The sequence below is a fragment of the Spiribacter vilamensis genome (assembly GCF_004217415.1).
Classification (GTDB): Bacteria; Pseudomonadota; Gammaproteobacteria; order Nitrococcales; family Nitrococcaceae; genus Spiribacter; species Spiribacter vilamensis.
This window is the reverse complement of the sequence record NZ_SHLI01000001.1, coordinates 791,526-809,906: the sequence shown is the minus strand read 5'-3', so window position 1 is coordinate 809,906 and position 18,381 is coordinate 791,526. Positions and strand designations below refer to the sequence as shown.

Annotated in this window: 20 protein-coding genes and 2 pseudogenes; 16 read left to right on the top strand and 6 right to left on the bottom strand. The window is 59.5% G+C overall.

Going from position 1 to position 18,381, the window contains the following annotated elements; genetic code table 11:
- Nucleotides 1-2: 2 nt before the first annotated feature.
- The 3 genes from fabA to EV698_RS04040 form a co-directional block, all read right to left on the bottom strand.
- Nucleotides 3-521 carry a bifunctional 3-hydroxydecanoyl-ACP dehydratase/trans-2-decenoyl-ACP isomerase gene (fabA, locus tag EV698_RS04050; protein ID WP_130502855.1) on the bottom strand — a complete coding sequence of 173 codons (519 nt, stop codon included), beginning with the start codon at nucleotides 519-521 and terminating at the stop codon, nucleotides 3-5.
- Nucleotides 522-611: 90 nt separating this feature from the next.
- Complete coding sequence (gene dxs, locus EV698_RS04045) at nucleotides 612-2,501, bottom strand: 1-deoxy-D-xylulose-5-phosphate synthase (protein ID WP_130502854.1); 1,890 nt, start codon at nucleotides 2,499-2,501, stop codon at nucleotides 612-614.
- On the bottom strand, nucleotides 2,492-2,947 hold the full coding sequence (locus tag EV698_RS04040; protein ID WP_130502853.1) for a YcgN family cysteine cluster protein: 456 nt from the start codon (nucleotides 2,945-2,947) through the stop codon (nucleotides 2,492-2,494). Before EV698_RS04040 ends, dxs begins: the two co-directional genes overlap by 10 nt.
- A gap of 79 nt (nucleotides 2,948-3,026) precedes the next feature.
- Here EV698_RS04040 and EV698_RS04035 point away from each other — a divergent pair, with 79 nt between their 5' ends.
- Together EV698_RS04035 and EV698_RS04030 are read left to right on the top strand one after the other, a co-directional pair.
- The gene (locus EV698_RS04035) at nucleotides 3,027-4,613 is read left to right on the top strand and encodes a peptide chain release factor 3 (RefSeq protein WP_130502852.1); all 1,587 of its coding nucleotides are present in this window, start codon (nucleotides 3,027-3,029) and stop codon (nucleotides 4,611-4,613) included.
- A gap of 65 nt (nucleotides 4,614-4,678) precedes the next feature.
- Nucleotides 4,679-6,028 carry a DegQ family serine endoprotease gene (locus tag EV698_RS04030; RefSeq protein ID WP_130502851.1) on the top strand — a complete coding sequence of 450 codons (1,350 nt, stop codon included), beginning with the start codon at nucleotides 4,679-4,681 and terminating at the stop codon, nucleotides 6,026-6,028.
- A gap of 77 nt (nucleotides 6,029-6,105) precedes the next feature.
- Here EV698_RS04030 and EV698_RS04025 read toward each other — a convergent pair whose 3' ends face one another.
- The 3 genes from EV698_RS04025 to EV698_RS04015 are packed head-to-tail and all read right to left on the bottom strand — an operon-like array spanning nucleotide 6,106 to nucleotide 9,182.
- Entirely contained in the window at nucleotides 6,106-7,131 is a 1,026-nt protein-coding gene (locus EV698_RS04025) for a class I fructose-bisphosphate aldolase (protein ID WP_130502850.1), read from the bottom strand.
- A gap of 19 nt (nucleotides 7,132-7,150) precedes the next feature.
- Nucleotides 7,151-7,894, bottom strand: coding sequence for a TVP38/TMEM64 family protein (locus tag EV698_RS04020; RefSeq protein ID WP_130502849.1), 744 nt, complete (start codon nucleotides 7,892-7,894; stop codon nucleotides 7,151-7,153).
- Entirely contained in the window at nucleotides 7,878-9,182 is a 1,305-nt protein-coding gene (locus tag EV698_RS04015) for a DUF3422 family protein (RefSeq protein WP_130502848.1), read from the bottom strand. Before EV698_RS04015 ends, EV698_RS04020 begins: the two co-directional genes overlap by 17 nt.
- Before the next feature lie 113 nt (nucleotides 9,183-9,295).
- Here EV698_RS04015 and EV698_RS04010 point away from each other — a divergent pair, with 113 nt between their 5' ends.
- From EV698_RS04010 to EV698_RS03950, 14 genes and pseudogenes are all read left to right on the top strand, one after another.
- Nucleotides 9,296-9,943, top strand: coding sequence for a rhomboid family intramembrane serine protease (locus tag EV698_RS04010; protein WP_420853022.1), 648 nt, complete (start codon nucleotides 9,296-9,298; stop codon nucleotides 9,941-9,943).
- Between the two features lie 260 nt (nucleotides 9,944-10,203).
- Entirely contained in the window at nucleotides 10,204-11,163 is a 960-nt protein-coding gene (locus tag EV698_RS04005; protein WP_130502846.1) for a 2-hydroxyacid dehydrogenase, read from the top strand.
- Nucleotides 11,164-11,528: 365 nt separating this feature from the next.
- The gene (locus tag EV698_RS04000) at nucleotides 11,529-12,005 is read left to right on the top strand and encodes a DUF4760 domain-containing protein (protein WP_130502845.1); all 477 of its coding nucleotides are present in this window, start codon (nucleotides 11,529-11,531) and stop codon (nucleotides 12,003-12,005) included.
- A gap of 35 nt (nucleotides 12,006-12,040) precedes the next feature.
- Nucleotides 12,041-12,520: a PIN domain-containing protein gene (locus EV698_RS03995; RefSeq protein WP_130502844.1), complete on the top strand. Its 480-nt coding sequence runs from the start codon at nucleotides 12,041-12,043 to the stop codon at nucleotides 12,518-12,520.
- A 72-nt stretch (nucleotides 12,521-12,592) separates the two neighbouring features.
- Nucleotides 12,593-13,033, top strand: coding sequence for a hypothetical protein (locus EV698_RS03990; protein ID WP_130502843.1), 441 nt, complete (start codon nucleotides 12,593-12,595; stop codon nucleotides 13,031-13,033).
- Nucleotides 13,014-13,139: a hypothetical protein gene (locus tag EV698_RS10425; RefSeq protein WP_275395083.1), complete on the top strand. Its 126-nt coding sequence runs from the start codon at nucleotides 13,014-13,016 to the stop codon at nucleotides 13,137-13,139. Before EV698_RS03990 ends, EV698_RS10425 begins: the two co-directional genes overlap by 20 nt.
- A gap of 21 nt (nucleotides 13,140-13,160) precedes the next feature.
- Nucleotides 13,161-13,643, top strand: a complete 483-nt coding sequence (locus EV698_RS03985; RefSeq protein WP_130502842.1) for a hypothetical protein — start codon at nucleotides 13,161-13,163, stop codon at nucleotides 13,641-13,643.
- A 75-nt stretch (nucleotides 13,644-13,718) separates the two neighbouring features.
- Complete coding sequence (locus EV698_RS03980) at nucleotides 13,719-14,225, top strand: DUF4760 domain-containing protein (RefSeq protein WP_130502841.1); 507 nt, start codon at nucleotides 13,719-13,721, stop codon at nucleotides 14,223-14,225.
- Between the two features lie 87 nt (nucleotides 14,226-14,312).
- Entirely contained in the window at nucleotides 14,313-14,501 is a 189-nt protein-coding gene (locus tag EV698_RS03975; protein WP_130502840.1) for a type II toxin-antitoxin system HicA family toxin, read from the top strand.
- Between the two features lie 9 nt (nucleotides 14,502-14,510).
- Nucleotides 14,511-14,727: pseudogene (locus EV698_RS03970) on the top strand (type II toxin-antitoxin system HicB family antitoxin).
- Nucleotides 14,728-14,923: 196 nt separating this feature from the next.
- A pseudogene (locus EV698_RS03965) lies at nucleotides 14,924-15,806 on the top strand (transposase family protein).
- Nucleotides 15,807-15,814: 8 nt separating this feature from the next.
- Complete coding sequence (locus EV698_RS03960) at nucleotides 15,815-16,393, top strand: DUF6932 family protein (protein ID WP_130502839.1); 579 nt, start codon at nucleotides 15,815-15,817, stop codon at nucleotides 16,391-16,393.
- Nucleotides 16,383-17,327, top strand: coding sequence for a hypothetical protein (locus tag EV698_RS03955; protein ID WP_130502838.1), 945 nt, complete (start codon nucleotides 16,383-16,385; stop codon nucleotides 17,325-17,327). The genes EV698_RS03960 and EV698_RS03955 overlap by 11 nt, the downstream gene beginning before the upstream one ends.
- 188 nt (nucleotides 17,328-17,515) lie before the next feature.
- Nucleotides 17,516-18,259: an SDR family NAD(P)-dependent oxidoreductase gene (locus EV698_RS03950; protein ID WP_130502837.1), complete on the top strand. Its 744-nt coding sequence runs from the start codon at nucleotides 17,516-17,518 to the stop codon at nucleotides 18,257-18,259.
- Nucleotides 18,260-18,381 lie beyond the last annotated feature (122 nt).

The window sequence follows — 18,381 nt, the reverse complement described above, 5'->3', positions numbered from 1 at the left end:
CCTTAGAGATTGTCCTGTGGATTCTGGAACAGACCGACGCGCAGATCCATGGCCCGGTAGATCTCATCGCCATCAACGGTAACAAACCCGTCGGCAATGCCCATGTTGAGGCGGCGCCGAATGATCCGCTTGATATCGAGCCGGTAGTGGACGAGGGCATTATCCGGCAGGATCTGGCCGGTGAACTTCACCTCGCCACATCCGAGCGCGCGCCCCTTGCCCTCGCCGCCGGTCCAGCCGAGGTAGAAACCCAGCAGCTGCCAGAGCGCGTCCAGCCCGAGGCAGCCCGGCATCACCGGATCGCCGGGGAAATGGCAGCCGAAAAACCACAGATCGGGCTTGACCGCGAGTTCGGCGTCGACCCGGCCCTTTTCGTATTCGCCGGTGTGATCGTCGATATGCGTGATCGCATCGAACATGAGCATGTTCGGTACGGGTAACTGCGGGTTACCCGGCCCGAAGAGCTCGCCGTGGCCGCAGGCGATGAGTTCATCGTAGGTGTAGCTGGATTTCTGATTCATGGATATCCGCAGGCCAGCGCCCCTTTGACATGGCCCTGGCATGTCGAAGCGCGGCGGCATTGAGGAAAGGGCTCGTTCAAGCGCGCGACACTACCCACTGGTGACCGGAGGCGCAACCGTCCGTCCCAGCCAGTCATTGATCCGCCGGCGCACACCGGCCGTGTCGAGCCCGACCAGCTCGAGCTGTTCGTCGCGCTCGCCATGATCGACAAAGCGGTCGGCGAGACCGATCTGCAATATCGCCGGGCGCAGGCCCTGGACCGCTAGTGTCTCGATGACTGCCGAGCCGGCGCCACCGGCAATCATGTTCTCCTCGAGGGTGATGATTGCATTGTGGGTCTCCGCCATCTCGCGAATGCAGTCCTCGTCGAGGGGTTTGACGAAGCGCATGTTGACCACGGTGGCATCGAGCTCGTCGCCGAGTGTCTCCGCCGCCGCCACCATGGTCCCGAAGGCGAGGAGGGCAACGCCCTTGCCGCGCCGGCGGACCTCGGCCCGGCCCACCGGGAGGGTGTCGAGCGATGCATCGGGCGCGACACCGGGACCGCGGCCACGCGGGTAGCGCACCGAGGCCGGCCCGTCCACGGCCAGGGCGGTGGAGAGCATCTGCCGGCATTCGCGCTCGTCCGCCGGGGCCATGACGGTCAGATTGGGCAGGCAGCGCATGAAGCTGAAATCGAACATGCCGTGGTGCGTGGCCCCGTCGGCGCCGACCAGCCCGGCGCGGTCAAGCGCAAAGACCACCGGCAGATTCTGCAGGGCGATATCGTGGATCAGCTGGTCATAGCCGCGCTGCAGGAAGGTCGAGTAGATCGCCAGGACCGGCTTTTCCCCCTCGCAGGCGAGCCCGCCGGCCATCGTCACGGCGTGCTGCTCGGCAATAGCGGTATCGAGATAGCGATCCGGAAAGCGCTCCGCGAATGCCACCAGTCCCGAGCCCTCGCGCATGGCGGGGGTGATGCCCCAGAGCCTCGGCTCCCGCTCGGCCATGTCGCAGAGCCACTGACTGAAGACATCGGTGTAGGTCAGCGGCGCGGTCCCGCTGGCGGCCTTGATGCCGGCCACGGGGTCGAAGGCCTTGACGCCGTGATAGGCGATCGGGTTTGCCTCGGCCCGGGCGTAGCCCTTGCCCTTGCGGGTGACGCAGTGAAGGATGCGCGGGCCATCCATCTCGCGGAGGCGCTCGAGGACGGTTACCAGTTCGTCGACATCATGGCCGTCCACCGGGCCGAAGTACTGGAAACCGAGCTCTTCGAAGAACGTGCCGGGGATGAGCATGCCCTTGACGTGTTCCTCGGCGAGCTTGGCGAACTCGCGCATGGGCCCGGGCATGTACTCGAGCATCTGCTTGGCCTCGGCGCGGAAGTTGCCGTAGACACCGCCGGCGAGCAGCCGCGCGAAGGTCTTGTTGAGCGCGCCGACGTTCTCCGAGATGGACATCTCGTTATCATTCAGCACGACCAGCAGGTCCGGGCGGACGTCGCCGGCGTGATTGAGCGCCTCGAACGCCTCGCCCGCGGTCAGCCCGCCGTCGCCGATGACCGCACAGGTCTTGCGATTCTCGTTGCGGTTGCGGCTTGCCAGCGCCATCCCCAGTGCCGCGCTGATCGCCGTGCTCGAGTGCCCGACACCGAATGTGTCGTAGGGGCTTTCATCGCGCACCGGAAAGCCCGCAGGCCCGTCGATCTTGCGCACCCGGCTGATCTCCTGGCGACGGCCGGTGAGGATCTTGTGCGGATAGCACTGATGCCCGACATCCCAGACCAGTCGGTCGAACGGTGTCTCGAGCACGTAGTGCAGGGCGACAGTCAGCTCCACCGCGCCGAGGCCGGCCGCGAGATGGCCGCCGGAGCGGGCGACGCTGTTGAGCAGATAGTCACGGAGCTGCCCGGTCAGCCGGGGCAGCTGACTCTGCGGCAGCTCGCGCAGGTGGGCCGGCTCGTCGATGCCCTCCAGCAGCGGGTAGGCACTCATATCCATGACGTCTCCTCCACGTAATCCTCGAGCGCCGCGTCGGCCCCGAGCGTCTTTTCATTGACCAGCTGCCCCCGCACGGAGATCCCCGCCCGGTGAACGGTTTCGGGGTCTCCCGAAACCAGCGGGTGCCACCACTCGAGGGATTTGCCCTCGTAGAGCCGGCGATAGGCGCAGGTCCGGGGTAGCCAGTGGTATTGAGCGACTTTTTCGACAGTCAGCTGGATACAGTCCGGGACGCTCGCATGGCGATCGGGATAGTCGGTGCACTGACACGAGTGGGTGTCGAGCAGCTGGCAGCCGATGCGGGTCGGAAAGACCTCGCCGGTGTCGGCATCCTCGAGTTTGTGGCGGCAGCACTGGCCACAGCCATCACACAGGGCCTCCCACTCCGACCAGGAGAGCTCGGAGAGGCGCTTGCGCTGCCAGAACGGGGGCTTATCGAAAGTCATGCCTCTATCATACCCCCACATTCAGTCGACTCACATCCTGTATAATCCGCGGTTTTAACAGCTTTTCAGTCGGAATCGCATGTCGGACAACACCATCACCACCCAGGCGGCCCGCCGTCGCACCTTCGCCATCATCTCGCATCCGGACGCCGGCAAGACAACCGTCACCGAGAAGCTGTTGCTGTTCGGTGGCGCCATACAGCTCGCGGGGACGGTCAAGGGGCGCAAATCCAGTCGCCACGCCACCTCCGACTGGATGGAGATGGAAAAGGAGCGCGGCATCTCGGTGACCTCGTCGGTCATGCAGTTCGAGTACCGCGACCGGATGATCAACCTGCTCGATACGCCGGGGCACGCCGATTTCTCCGAGGATACCTACCGCACGCTGACCGCCGTGGACTCGGCGTTGATGGTGATCGATGCGGCGAAGGGCGTCGAGGACCGCACGATCAAGCTCATGGAGGTGTGTCGGCTTCGTACCACGCCGATCATGACGTTCATGAACAAGCTCGACCGCGAGGGTCGCGATCCGATGGACCTCATGGACGAGGTCGAGCGTATCCTCAATATCCGCTGCGCGCCCGTGACCTGGCCGATCGGCATGGGACAGCGCTTCCAGGGGGTGTTCAACCTGCTCGATGATCGCGTGCACCTGTTCGGCTCCCATCATGCGGGGCGTATCCAGGCCGGTGAGACCATCGAGGGGATCGATAACCCCCGGCTCGACGAGTTGCTGGGTGAACAGGCGCAGGAGCTGCGGGACGAGGTCGAGCTGGTCCGCGAGGCGGGCAATACCTTCGATCGCGAGGCCTACCTGGCCGGTGAGCTGACACCGGTCTTCTTCGGATCGGCGGTCAACAACTTCGGGCTCGAGGAACTGCTCGACCGGTTCGTCGAGCACGCACCGCCGCCGCAGCCGCGGGAGGCCGAGGGTCGTGAGGTATCCCCGCAGGAGATGGCGCTGACCGGTTTCGTGTTCAAGATCCAGGCCAACATGGACCCCAACCACCGTGACCGGATCGCGTTCATGCGGGTCTGCTCCGGGGCGTTCGAGCGCGGCATGAAGGTGCATCACGCAAGGATTGGCAAGGATGTGAAGATCGCCAACGCCATCACCTTCCTCGCCTCCGACCGGGAGCATGTGGAAACCGCCTATCCCGGTGACATTATCGGGCTGCACAACCACGGCACGATCCGTATCGGCGATACCTTCTCCCAGGGGGAGTCGCTCAAGTTCGCCGGCATTCCCAACTTCGCGCCGGAGCTCTTCCGGCGCGCCGTGCTCAAGGACCCGATGCGCATGAAGGCGCTGCAGAAGGGGCTCGTCGAGCTCTGCGAGGAGGGCGCCTCGCAGCTGTTCCGGCCGCGCGTGAGCAACGATTTGATCGTCGGAGCGGTCGGCGCATTGCAGTTCGATGTCGTCGCCCACCGGTTGCGCACCGAGTATGGCGTCGACTGCCAGTTCGAGCCGGTCAACGTGTCGACGGCGCGCTGGGTCTACAGCGACGATCCGCGCCAGCTCGCGCGCTTCGAGGAGCGCCAGGAGGAGCATCTCGCCGAGGACGTCTCGGGGGCGCTTGCCTACATCGCGCCATCGCGGGTCAACCTGCAGCTCACCGAGGAGCGCTGGCCGGATATCGAGTTCCGTGCCACCCGCGAGCACTGAGCCCTTGAAAAAGCCTCTCGGACGCCACCATATCCTGACGAATATCAGCAGTCTGGAGGCTCGAAATGATCCGATCGATACTGGCGCTGTGCCTGGTCGCGCTACCGCTTGCCACCCCGGCACAGATCGTCGACGAAGAGGGTAACGTCCCCACGCTCGCCCCGCTTGTCGAGCGTGTCTCGCCGGCGGTGGTGAACATTGCCACCTCGGGGACCGTCGAGGCGGAGTCGAATCCGCTGCTCAACGATCCGTTTTTCCGGCGTTTTTTCGATGTCCCCGAGGAGCCGCGTCAACGCGAGGTGCAGTCGCTCGGCTCGGGGGTGGTCGTTGATGCCGGCGAGGGCTATGTCCTCACCAATCACCACGTGATTGCCCGCGCCGACGAGATTACCGTCGCCTTCAATGACGGTCGGGAGCTCTCGGCGGAGATCGTCGGTTCGGATCCGGAAACCGACATCGCCGTACTGCAGGTCGATTCCGACAACCTCACGGCCCTTCCGCTGGCCGACTCGGATGAGCTGCGGGTGGGCGATTACACCATGGCGATCGGCAATCCGTTCGGGCTTGATCACACCGTGACCACCGGCATTGTCAGCGGCCTTGACCGAACGCTGCCCGGCAACAATGGCGCGCGGCTGCAGAGCTTCATCCAGACCGACGCCTCCATCAATCCCGGTAATTCGGGTGGTGCACTGGTCAACCTCAAAGGTGAGCTGGTCGGCATCAATACCGCCATCCTGTCCCGCAGCGGCGGCAACATCGGAATCGGCTTTGCCGTGCCCATGAATATGGCCCGCGAGGTCATGAACCAGATCATCGAGTACGGCGAAGTCCAGCGAGGTATCCTCGGTGTACGCGTTCAGGATCTGACAAAAGAGATGGCCGAGGCCTTCGATATCGAGCGCAATGATGGTGCCCTGATCGCGCAGGTCACCCCCAACTCCCCGGCCGCCGAGGCTGGACTCGAGGCCGGCGATATCGTCACCGGTGTGAATGGCACGGCGATTCCCGACGCCAATGCCATGGCCAACGCCATCGGGCTGCTCAAGATCGGTGATGAGGTGGATATCACCTACGTTCGTGATGGCGAGGAGCGGACCACCACGGCGACCGTCGCCGATCCGCAGAAAGGGCAAATGACCGCCGATGCGCTGCATCCGGCATTTGCTGGCGCCACCTTCAGCGAGCTCGATGAGCGCTCGCCGCTATTCGGCAAGGTCGAGGGCGTGCTCGTCACCGACGTGTCCGAGGGCAGCCGGGCGGCGGAGTATCTGCAGCCCGGTGACGTGATCACGTCGGTCAATCGCCAGGCAGTGGACTCCATGGCGACGTTCCGCTCGAGGGTCGAGGGCAGCGAACGACTGCTGCTCAACATCCGCCGTGATAACGGCGCGTTCTTCGTGCTGGTGCGTTAACGGCCCATGGCGAAGCGCGAAAAAAGGCGGGCTCCGATGGGCCCGCCTTTTTTATGCCCGTCCCGAGGACAACGAGCTCAGGCGTTGTCTTTCTCCATGGAGGCGGCGTAGCGACCGTCTCTTGCCAGCGAATTGAGCCTGGCCCGGTGCAGGAAGGCCTGCTGGGCCGCCGCCTTGTTCTGCGCATCGCCCGCCCAGGCGGCCTGCACCGGATTCTGCAGTGCCCGGCTGAACGAGAAACCGAGCACCCAGGGCTTCGCGCCCTCGGCCTGGTTGATGGCGTTGAGGTTGGCCGTCGCCTCCTCGCTGGTCTGACCGCCGGAGAGGAAGTTGATGCTCGGCACGGCCGCCGGGACCGTCCGCCGGAGCACGCGCAGCGTCGCCTCGGCACAGACCTCGGGGCTGGGCCGCGGATGGCTCTTGCCGGGCAGCACCATGTTGGGTTTGAGGACCGTGTACTCGAGCAGGACGTTGTGACGGCGCAGGGCCTGGAAGAGGGCGGCCTGTGCCGCTTCCGTGACCACCGCGCAGCGCTCGATGTCGTGGTCGCCGTCCATCAGCACCTCGGGCTCGACGATGGGCACCATGCCGCGCGACTGGACAATGGCGGCGTAACGGGCGAGCACCTCGGCGTTGGCATCGAGGGCCTGCCGGCTCGGCAGTGAATCGGTGACGGCGTAGGCGTTGCGCCACTTGGTGAACAGCGCCCCCTGTTCGAGATAGCCATCGAGCCGGTCGCCGAGGTTATCGAGGCCCTGGGTGACCTTTTCACCGCCGCTGCCGGAGAGCTCCACAAGGCCCTTGTCGACCTTGATACCCGGGACGATATCCTGTGATTCGCAGGCCGCCGGGATCGTCAGGCCATCATCGGTGCGCTGGCCGAGGGTTTCCTCGAAGAAGATCACGCCACCAATGGTCTCGCCGATCCCCGGTGTCGTCGCGAGGAGGCTGCGGTAGAAGCGTCGGCTCTCCTCGGTGGATTCGATGCCGAAGTCGGACAGTCGCTTGGTGATGGTGGGGTAGCTCTCATCGGCGGCCAGGATGCCGCGCCCGGGACGCGTCAGGCGTTCAATGGTGTGTTGCATCTGTCCGATTCGGTCCATGGTCCTCGTTCCTCTTTTGCTAGCGTTTCTCGGGGGATTCGCGATCGGTATCGGTATCGGTGCTCGCATAGCGGCGCATCCAGCGACGTATTATCGCGAACATCAGTAATGTAAAAGCGCCGATGGCCGCAAGCACGAGCAGGCCGGTGATATCCGGATCGAGCAACAGCCGCTTGGCCTGGTTGCCCAGCGCCGCGATTGCGGCAATACCTGGTACGGTGCCGATCAGTGTGCCGTTTACGTAGGGCCAGAAACCGATGGACGAAGCACCGGCGATCAGGCTGACGGCATGGAAGTGCGCGACCGGCAGCACCCGCAGGGCGGTGACAATCATCGTGCCGTGGCGGCCGGCCTGGGCATTGAGTCGGCTGAGCGTGCGTCCGCCCAGGCGGCGCATGGGCTCGGTGCCGAGCAGGTGCCCGAGCAGATAGCTGAACAGTGCGGCCGCCAGCGTGCCGGCCGTGGCCAGCGCGAACCCGCCCAGCGGGCCATAGATCAGGATGGTCGCGACGACCATCACGGTCAGGGGGATGAATGCCACGCCGGCGCCGATGTAGAGCAGGATAATGGCCGGCACGGCCCAGGGTTCGGCGCGCAGACGCGCACCAAAGGCCAGAAGGCGATCAAGCTCGGTGTAGGTCTCGAGGTTGTAGAGCTCCCAGAGTACGCCGACACCGATCATGATCGCGACGATCACCAGCCCCCGCCACAGCAGCGGCCAGCGCCGACGAATCGCGGCGCGCCATTCAGCCTGCGTCGGCATTGTCGCGAAGGACGCGGCCCCGGCCCCGACGGATACCAATGGCGACACCGGCAATAACAAGGGGAATACTCAGTGCCGTGGCGATGCCGGCGTTGGGAACGATCCCGGCCTCGCCCAGGCCATTGAAGGCATAGCCCACCAGCGATACGCAGTAATAACTCAGGATAACGACCGAGAGGCCCTCGACGGTCTCCTGGAGCCGCAGCTGCAGCCGGGCGCGGCGGTTCATGGATTCGAGGAGGTCGCCATTCTGTGCCTCCAGCGCCACGTCGACCCGGGTCCGCAGCAGATTGGCGCCCCGACTGACCCGCTTGGAGATGCGCTCGAGCCGATCGCCGATATACACGCAGGTATCCAGGGCGGGCGCCAGGCGTCGCTCCATGAATTCATCGAGCGTGCTCACACCCTCGATCCGCTGCTCACGCAGTACGCTAAGCCGTCGCCTCACCAGTGTCCCGTAGGCCTCGGTGGCGCTGAAGCGGAAGTTGGTGCGTGCCATCAACCGCTCGACGCGGGCGGAGAGATCCGATAGTGAAGTCAGCAGTTCGCGCTCGTCGGAGAGATTCGAGACGGTCGAGAGCCGATCCATGAGCGTCCCGAGCTGGGTCTCCATATCGGTGATCTCGGCGGAGAGCTCCCGGGCCAGCGGGAAACCGAGCAGCGCCATGAATCGATAGGTCTCGAGCTCGAGCAGGCGCTGGACCAGGCGGCCGGCCTGCATGGCGTTAAGGCTCTTGTCGAGCACCAGAAAGCGCAGGAACCCGTCATTGTCGGCCATGAAATCGGTCCACACGGAGGCGGCGCCGCCACTGCACTCGCTGCCGGCAAGGCTGTCGGCCTGGAAGTAGCGACCCAGCGTGTCGATATCGGTGCTGACGCTGCTGGCGCCTACCAGCGTTACGTGCATGGCGGCGAGCAGTTCGCCTGGGAGTCCGGGCAGCCACTGGCTGGGCAGACTGCCGATCGCCGGGTCGGCGAACGGGCTGGACTCGGCGCCATCCACGAAGATCGTATAGGTGGAGAATTCGGTATGGCGCTCCCAGCGAAGCCGGAATCCGCGCGCCTGCAGCGTGAAATGACCGGCCTCGGCATTGGGCGGGTCGATCTGCAGGCGCTCACAGAGCGCGGTCATATGCTCGACCTCGGCACTGCGCCCGCTGGTACCGGTGTGCATGACCAGGTGCGAGACCCGGAGCGGGCTGTCGAGGCTCTCGAAGGGGCGGGCGTGCGCCTCTCCCAGCAGTGTTTCGCGGAGTGTGTGGGTAGTGATACCCGTTTTGTTGACCATCAGGAATCGCGGCCTTTCGTACAGGAAGGCGCACGCTAGCGCCGAGCGGATTGTCAGGCAAGTGGCGTCGGTCCTGCCGACCAACGTATCCTCCTGCCATGGGACCAATAAACATGAATGATAACCCGATCGTGCTCTCGATGCTCATCGCCAACGGGCTCGGATTCGCCGCCTATCTCTTGATCGGCCCCGCGATGGTCGCGGGGTTCGGGCTCTGGCCCCTCGGTACGGCCGCGATCAGCGCCCAGTACGGCGGCGGCATTCCGGGGTTTTCGCTCTGGCAACTGCTGACCTACGGCTTTCTGCACGGCGGCATGCTGCATCTGTTCGTGAACATGTTCGCGCTGTGGATGTTCGGGACCTCCCTGGAGCGGTTCTGGGGATCGCGACCATTTTTGACGTTCTACCTGATTTGCCTGATCGGTGCCGGCGTCATCCAGCTGGTCGTCGCCACGATGGCGGCGGATTCCGGGAGCATCTATCCCACCATCGGCGCCTCGGGAGCGGTGTTCGGCATCCTGCTGGGATTCGCGATGATGTTCCCGGAGGAACGCCTGATGCTGCTGTTCCCGCCGATCCCCATCAAGGCCAAGTACTTCGTGATCTTCTACGGCGCATTCGAGCTGTACGCCGGGTTTACCGGATCCATGTCGGGTGTCGCGCACTTCGCTCATCTGGGCGGCATGGCCTTCGGATTCCTGGTGATTACCTACTGGCGCGGGCGTCTGCCAATCAAACCGCAGCGTCGTCTGATGCGCTGACGGTTGTCCACAAAAGCTGTGGATAAGACTGTGGATGGTTTCTCGATAAGTGGCGTGAACCCCTTGTCTCATGCGATGTCCGGACAGATTGCTGGATTATTCACCAGAAAAAATTTATTCAGCAAAATCAATGGTATAGAGAATAAGTTTAGTAATTTGCATCGTCATATTCGCGCAAACCCCCGAGTTCTGCCCGAGCTGCTTATGCGCTTTGACGCTGCCCCGAAACTGTGCATAACCCGATGTCATGAGGACGAACGATGACGCAAACCACGTTTCTTGATCGGGAAACCCTGGATCGAGGCGACCTCGATCTCGATGAACTGTCGGCTGTTTGCGGGCACTTGCGGAGTTTTGGCCGGACCTCACCGGAGGCCGTCATCGACCGGATCGGCGACGCGTCGGTCGTCATTACCAACAAGTGCGTCATCGGTGCCGAGACCCTCGACGCCTGTCCACAGCTGTCGCTAATCAATGTCGTGGCGACGGGGGTGAACAACATCGATATCGATGCCGCCCGCGAGCGTGGCGTCACCGTGGTCAACTGCCGCGGCTACGGCACCGAGGCGGTCAGCCAGCATGCGATCACACTGATGCTCGTGCTATGTACTCGTCTGATCGACTATCACCGCGCCGTTCAGGGCGGACGCTGGGCCCAGTCTCCGGATTTCTGCCTGCTGGACTATCCGATCCGCGAGCTGGCCGGGCAGACCCTGGTCGTGGTGGGCTACGGTGAACTCGGCGGCGCGGTGGTGGAGAAGGCGCAGGCGCTGGGGATGGAGGTCCTGATCGCCGAGCGGCCAGGGGTCGAGACGCCAAGGGCAGGGCGGGTCACCTTCGACGAGGGTGTTGAGCGGGCGGATATCCTCACGCTGCACTGTCCACTCACGGACGCGACGCAGGAGATGATCGGCCCGGCGGTGTTACGGCGCATGAAGCCGACCGCGTTGCTGATCAATACGGCGCGTGGCGGCCTGATCGACGAGCCCGCGCTGGCGCAGGCATTGCGGACCGGCGAGATCGGCGGCGCGGGCCTTGATGGTTTGTCAGCGGAACCGCCGGTGGATGGCAATGCACTGCTGGCGCCGGGCATTCCGAATCTAATCGTGACGCCGCACAGCGCCTGGGGCAGCCGCCCGGCACGCCAGCGCATTATCGAGCAGACGGTGGAGAATATTCGTGCCTGGCAGGGTGGAGAGCCGATTCGCTGTGTGACGTAGGGGGTTTTTTAGCTGCAGTGGGCACCTCTGTCGCTTGTAGGCTGGAGGTGAACCATGGTGAAGAGGGCCATGCACACGACCAAGCGCAAGGGGCGATCTATACCTTGCCGTGATAAGTGTGGAGTGGGTTGCGAAGTCATTGATTCTGCTTGAGTCATCTCAGGGATGAGATTCTGGGCTTATGCTGTGCTGTTACTTCAATATCTGCATATGCGGCCATCTGGCCGCATATGTTGGCGGAAATCAGGCAAAGAGGCGTTCCTACGCTGTTGAGTTAGAGGCGATTTGAGCGGGTGGTGCGACTGCCCATACCGTATATCCGATACATTGGCGGCCCAATTGTAGTTATACGAATAGAGATAATTATGAGTGATTATGAAAAATGGAGCTTGGCATTGACTGCCATTGGCCACTTATTCGTGGCCTCCAGTATTTTATATGCAGCACGTTCTTGGCTGGTCTCTGAAAAAGCTTTTGAGCGACAGATACAGAAAGACACTAGAACGTACCTATCGGATATTGACTCTCAGATCAGAAGTTTGCAGCGAGAATTGCATGTTGCAGACACATTCGCTGAGAGCCTCAAAAGCGATCCTGAAACTAAAGCAAGAATTAACGGGATACTTAGTATAGTTGAAAGCGTAGGTTACGAAATTGATACTGATTTCTATGATTCCAAAAAAATAAAGAACTGTATTTCCCCTGTCGCAGCTAGCGTTTGGAATCGATGGGAGCCATATATTTTAAGTCATCGGGCGGAAGTAAGTCACGAGAACTTGTGGATTCAAGTTGCGCTTCTTGCCAGCTCGTATCACAAAGCATTGCAGCGGACAGTCCGCTGAATGCGGCGTTGGGCCCCAGAAAGAGAGCTGCCTCAATGAACGTTTTTATCGACACCAACGTTTTCTTGTCTTTCTATCATCTGACTAACGATGATCTGGAAGAACTGCGCAAGCTCAAGGTGCTGTTAGAGAAAGGGAACGTCGTTCTGCATCTACCTCGACAAACGGTTGACGAATATCGTCGGAACCGCGAAACGAAGATCGCGGCTGCATTAAAGAGTTTGAAGGATCAGAAGCTGAATCTGCAGTTTCCGGCTCTCTGCAAAGACTATGGTGAATACGGAGGACTCCGAAATCTTCAGAAAGAGTTCGAGAAGCAACATTCATCCTTAATCGGAAAAATTGCCGAAGATATAGAAAGTAACTCCCTCAAAGCGGATCAAGTAATTGACGAGCTCTTCGAGAAAGCGAAAGATATTCAAATATCAGATCAATTGATAGCGAAAGCTAAGCTCCGAATGAACGTTGGAAATCCTCCAGGAAAGAACGGGTCACTGGGAGATGCCATAAATTGAGAGGCTTTGCTAGAGAACGTACCAAACGACGAGGATCTTTACCTCATAGCCGACGATCGGGACTACTTTTCAGTGCTTGACGAAAACAAGCCTAAGGAATTTCTGATCCGTGAGTGGAAGGATAAGAAGGATGCTAGGGTGGTCTTCTACCGCCGCTTGGCACCTTTTTTCAAAGAGCACTATCCAGATATCAAGTTGGCAAGTGAGCTGGAGAAGGAAATGGCCGTTCAACAGCTTGTTGGAAGTTGCGCATTCGTGACAACGCACGGCGCAATAGCCAAGCTCGCCGGGTTTGAAAATTTCAGTCAATCGCAAGTCAGCGAAATAGTAGATGCGGCTCTGACGAACAATCAGGTCAGCTGGATCCTGGGGGATCAAGACGTATTTGAGTTCATGATCAAGTTCGTTGCTGAATACAAGGACAAGATCAAGGAAGATGCCTACGATCAGCTGATTCAGAGGCTCGAAAACCATGAACTCGAGGAGGACGAGGATGATGATTTTCCGTCCTGACGGGCTGTGGCCCAACAAGGCGCTGCAGCGGACATTTGACCCGCTGCCCATTTTCGGTGCCGCAAAAACAGGCATCGCGTCAAATGCCGCAGAGCTTGGTCGTTAGACATCAAATGAGGGCTTTACGATGGAGCAAGACATCTATTCTCCAAACCCAGATGAGTTTAGAGACGCATTTATTGCTTTTATGCTGACCGTCAGCTCTGTCGCATTTCATCGTGGCTGTGAATTTGGTCCAATGAGAATGGCGTACATTGCTCAATATTTGGCGCACGAATTCAAAGATCGATTTAGCGTGGAAGACGCGGCAATTGTGATGGAGGATATCGGAGCAGATTCTGAACTAGCATTGGGCGCATTGTTTGAAGAGTTCGTATACATAGCATGCAAATACAAGAACTCCGCCGATATGGCTAATATTGACATTACAATCCCGGGAAATACGTCTGACTTTGACGAGGAAACAGGAAACGCCTTCAGTGACGAGGCTATCCAGGACATAGAAACGGTCAACGGGAGCATTGGTCGGTTACTGGCCAAACTGCCAAAATGGGCGCAACGAATCGTCGAAGCGATTCTGGAAGCCTTGAAGCTGACTCGTGGCGGCTAAATGTCTAACGATTGCATCGAGGGCGACACGCTATCTCGCGTGCCTCATGCGAAACGTTAGCGTCGAGGAAATAGCATGACTACATTTGAAATCGCATCCCTCATGATTGCCGTTATTACAGCTGCTGTTCTCGTGGTTCAGGTTGGGTTCGCATTAAAGGCATTAAACGCAGACCATGGACGGAGGAAAAAGCAAGCAACTTTCGAGTTTGTCCAGAAAATTAGACCAGCCTGGCTGGAGGCAAGGCACGAGCGAGATGAGCGCTGGGGGAAAGCCCCGTTGGCCTCAAAAGACCTTAAAGAAATAGAAAACGACTTTCAGCTTATGAGTACGATTCGCAGTTTACTTGGTATTCTTGAGCATTTATCTGTAGGTATGAATTCAGGCGTGTTCGACAAAGACCTCCTTTATATAATGTCAGGGTCGCAGCTCATTAGCACTCACAAACGATTTCGTTCATATATTGACAAGATCCAGCAAACACGCCCTACTGCCTACACGGAATTTGGCGACCTTGTAAGAGATTTTGAAGAACGGAAGAGAATGAGGCCAATAACAGATGGAAATATCGCAAATAGCTAATGCTTACTGTGCCAATCTAAGGACGGCTAGTCGCCGCCGCAGATAACCACATTAAGCGGCCTAGATCGAGATCGTGGATATGGATTAATGAAAGTGAGGGATTTGATCGAGCGACTTGAGGCGGACGGGTGGCAACAGGCCAGACAACGCGGGAGTCACCAGCAATTCAAGTGCCCAACCAATTCGGGAACCGTCACGGTTCCGGGAAAGCTCAATATTGATGTGCGGCCCGGCACTCTGAACAATGTCCGGAAGCAGGCTGGCCTCAAGAAGTAGGAGATGTTCATGCAATTCACCGTCATTGTAGAAGAAGGCCCCACCAGTTGGGGTGCATATGTCCCGGATTTGCCGGGATGCGTTGCTGCGGGCGAGACGCGAGGAGAAGCGCTCCAGCTGATCCGAAACGCCATCGAATTCCATTTCGAGGGTCTCAAGGAACAAGGCGAGCCCGTCCCCGAACCGCACTGCATACAGCGAGGTGGTTAACGTGCATGCCGCATAACCAGGCCGTCGAGCCAGACGCCGCAATCCGCTGCACTCCCTGGGGCGCGGCTCACGGTTGGTGTTATTCGAACCATGGCTAGGTGTCGCGACCTGAGTGATCATATACCTTCAAAGAGTTATGCTTTATTCCAAGGTCGAGCTGCCCTTGAGGCGCTCGGTGAGAGCCTGAAAGCGGAAAGCGCAGGAAGTTGAGCATGAGCGGTGCGACTATTCACACGCAGGTCCGAACGACGCCACAGTTGCGGGAAGAGATCCGCCAGTCGGCCCTGTCCGAGCGGGCGCTGGCGACGAAGTACAACGTCACGCGCTCGACGGTGCGCAAGTGGAAGTATCGGGATACCAGCGCCGACCGCAGCCATCGGCCGCACACGCTCCACACGGCGCTGCCCGCGGCGCAGGAGGCGATTGTGGTGGAGCTGCGGCGCTCGCTGCTGCTCTCCACCGACGACCTGCTGGTGGTGGTGCGCGAGCTTATCGAACCCGACCTCAATCGCTCGACGCTGCAACGGCTGCTGGTCCGCCATGGCGTCTCTAACCTCAGGGACCTGGTGGCGCAGCCTGAAGATGAGGTGAAGCCCGCGAAGACGTTCAAGGACTACGAGCCAAAGTTTGTGCACGTGGACATCAATTACCTGCCCGCCATGGCCGACGAGGAGGGACGTACGTATCTGTTCGTGGCGATCGATCGGGCCAGCCGCTGGGTCTACCTGGAGCGCCACCGGGAGAAGTCGAGAGAGGCCGCCCTGCGCTTTACCAAGCATCTGCACGAGAAGGCCCCGTTTCATATCCATGCGCTGCTCACTGACAACGACCAGGTCTTCACCGACCGCTTCACCCAGAAAAACCGCCAGCCCTCCGAGCGGCATGTGCTCGACCGGTTGTGTACGAAGATGGACATTGACTATCGACTGACGCCGCGTCGGCATGCCCAGACGAATGGGCTTGTAGAGCGGTTCAACGGGCGCATTAGCGGGCCCAGCGCCACATAACCCGGGTTCAGGCGCTCAAGCGCTGGCATAGGGAAAACCCAATTTATTCCGGAAACAGGTATACGAACAATCAGGTCTTGGTAGCTAGGAGAGGGAATGATCCCTAACTTTAATCACTCAGGCGTGCTGCCGCCCTTTTTACCGGAGATTGGCCCCACTGATGCCGCGGCGATGGCCCCTTTTCGAGTCTCGATAACCGATCTCGTCTCCGGCTTTGCGGGCAGTCCCGAGCGAGATGCGATAATGAGAGGGTTGCTCGATTACCGGGCGGAACTTGTGCGCTCGGGAATACAGAGTGGATTCCAGTGGATTGCTGGAAGTTTCGTCGAGGATTGCGAGAGCAACCGAAACCGATCGCCCGCCGATGTCGATATTGTCACTTTCGCTCGGCGCCCGCCGGGGCGCAAACAATACTCTGATTGGGCAGCCTTCTGTCGCGAGAATTCAGATCTATTCAAGAGGTCTGTGATAAAAGCGAACTATTCATGTGACGCGTTCTTCATTGATCTTGAAATCCCGGCCGAGATGGTCGTCTCGTACTCACGCTTTTGGTTCGGACTATTTTCCCACCAACGGGAGACCTATTTGTGGAAGGGGATTCTACAGGTGCCGCTGGTTGGTGATGACAGCCAAGCGCGGGAGTTAGTCACTGGAGGCTCGGCTGATGCCCCATAAGCTAAGAATTGATTCGCTTCAGGCAGAGTTAGCCGAACTGCGCAAACTCCAAACAGATGCGCAGGAAATGGGCGACATAGTTGGCGAGTCTCAGTTTTCCGAGAAAATCGAGGAAGTCGGTGCGGAAATTGAGCGACTCAAGTGCGCTGAATCACCATTTGCCAATGTCGCTCTATTTTTTTCAGGTAAACCGGTATTCGGTTCGCGTGGAATTGCCGCCGATTTCGCTGGAAAAGCCCTTGAGCACTACCAAGGGTTGGTTTCTAGGTTGTATGCGAAGCAGGAGTTGGGCGCTTTGGGTGAACGGGGCCGAATACCGATGCGCGCAAGTACTAATTTGATGGTTACAGGACTGACTCACGGATCGTTTGGTTTTGTCCTTGAGGAGCTCTCCGATCAGGATGAACTGCACGAGACGGCGCTTAAAGAAGTAGTATCAAATGTGTCGCATCTCCTCTTTACTGCGTCGGTCGAGAGCGACAGTGAATTCGAGCGAGTCTTAGAGGACTTGGATTCTCGGACATTGGTCGTAATGCGTGACTTCTTTAAGGAGTTGGATTCGAAGGAAGCAACGATTCGGGTTGTGGAAGATAAAACGGAATTTTCATTGGATGCCATGGCAATCGATCGCGGCAGAATGCGAACCGAAGCAACCGAAATCGATGAGAAAACGGAGTCGATATCCGGGGTCCTCTTGGGGCTTTTGCCTGAGCACAGGAGATTCGAGCTACGAGTGAATGATGGAGACACCCTTTATGGAACAGTTACTAAAGATGCCGCTGCACAATTCGAAGAAGCGGTTGAGGAGGGGCGGGTCGCCGCACAAACCTATTGTGAAGCGGAGTGTCTAGTCCGTGAAGTGCGACCGCTTAACAGAGAGGCAAAGCTGACCTATCGAATTACTCAGTTCAATAGAATCGGCGGAGGCAAATAACTATACGCTTAAGCCGGCGCTCGCAATTTTGCGCGCCTCAGCTATCTTTTATGCGGAATTGAGCGATCCGATGGACATATCTAGATGAAGGCTAAGGAACTGACTAAATGAATCGAAGCCCACGGGTCGCTCTACACGCCACGCATTAGCTCTAAATCGTACGGACATTTAGGTAGGGGAGAGCGGATATGTCGGATTTGATAACCATCATTACCGGTGCCGGGACGGGTATCGGGCGCGCTCTGGCGTTGCGCTATGCCGAACAGAGCCGAGCCGTGCTGGCCATCGGGCGTCGCAGCGAGCCGCTTGAGGCGCTGGCCGCGGAAAATCCGGCAATCCATGCCTGTGCCGCGGATGTGAGCACTGATGAAGGTCAGACAGCGATCGAAGGCGCCGTTGGCGAATCAGGCGTCGAGGCGCTGATTCATAACGCCGGCGTCCTGGCACCAGTCGGGCCATTGCTGGATCAATCCGCCGACGATATCCGCCAGCACCTAGCCATCAACCTGGAGGCGCCGATCGCGCTCAGCCGCAGGCTCCGGCCGATGATGGACACGGATGCCCGAATCCTGCATATCTCATCGGGCGCGGCGCACCGAGCGCTGCCTGGCTGGGGCGCTTATTGCATTAGTAAAGCGGCGTTATACATGGCTTATGAGGTTCTGCATCAGGAGCTTGCCGAGTCATCGATCAGCGTCGGCAGCCTGCGGCCAGGCGTAGTGGATACGCCGATGCAGTCGTTGATCCGATCACAGTCGGTCGAGGATTTCCCCGCGGTGGAGAACTTCCGCGCGCTTAAGGAGAACGATGCTCTCACGTCACCGGAGAATGTGGCGCGTTTCATCGACGCAGTGCTCAAGCTGCCAGCCGATCGTTTCAGCGCCGGTGAGTGGGACATCCGTGAACACTGGGATGCCGTTGTCGATGGATAAGAGCGGGGAGATATGACGGCAGTTGAATGGTGCTCAGCATAGCCTCGATTGCGTTATTTAACATAATATATATTATACGCACTAATATTAATGCCCGGAAAAAGCCATAACGGCTTCTGACT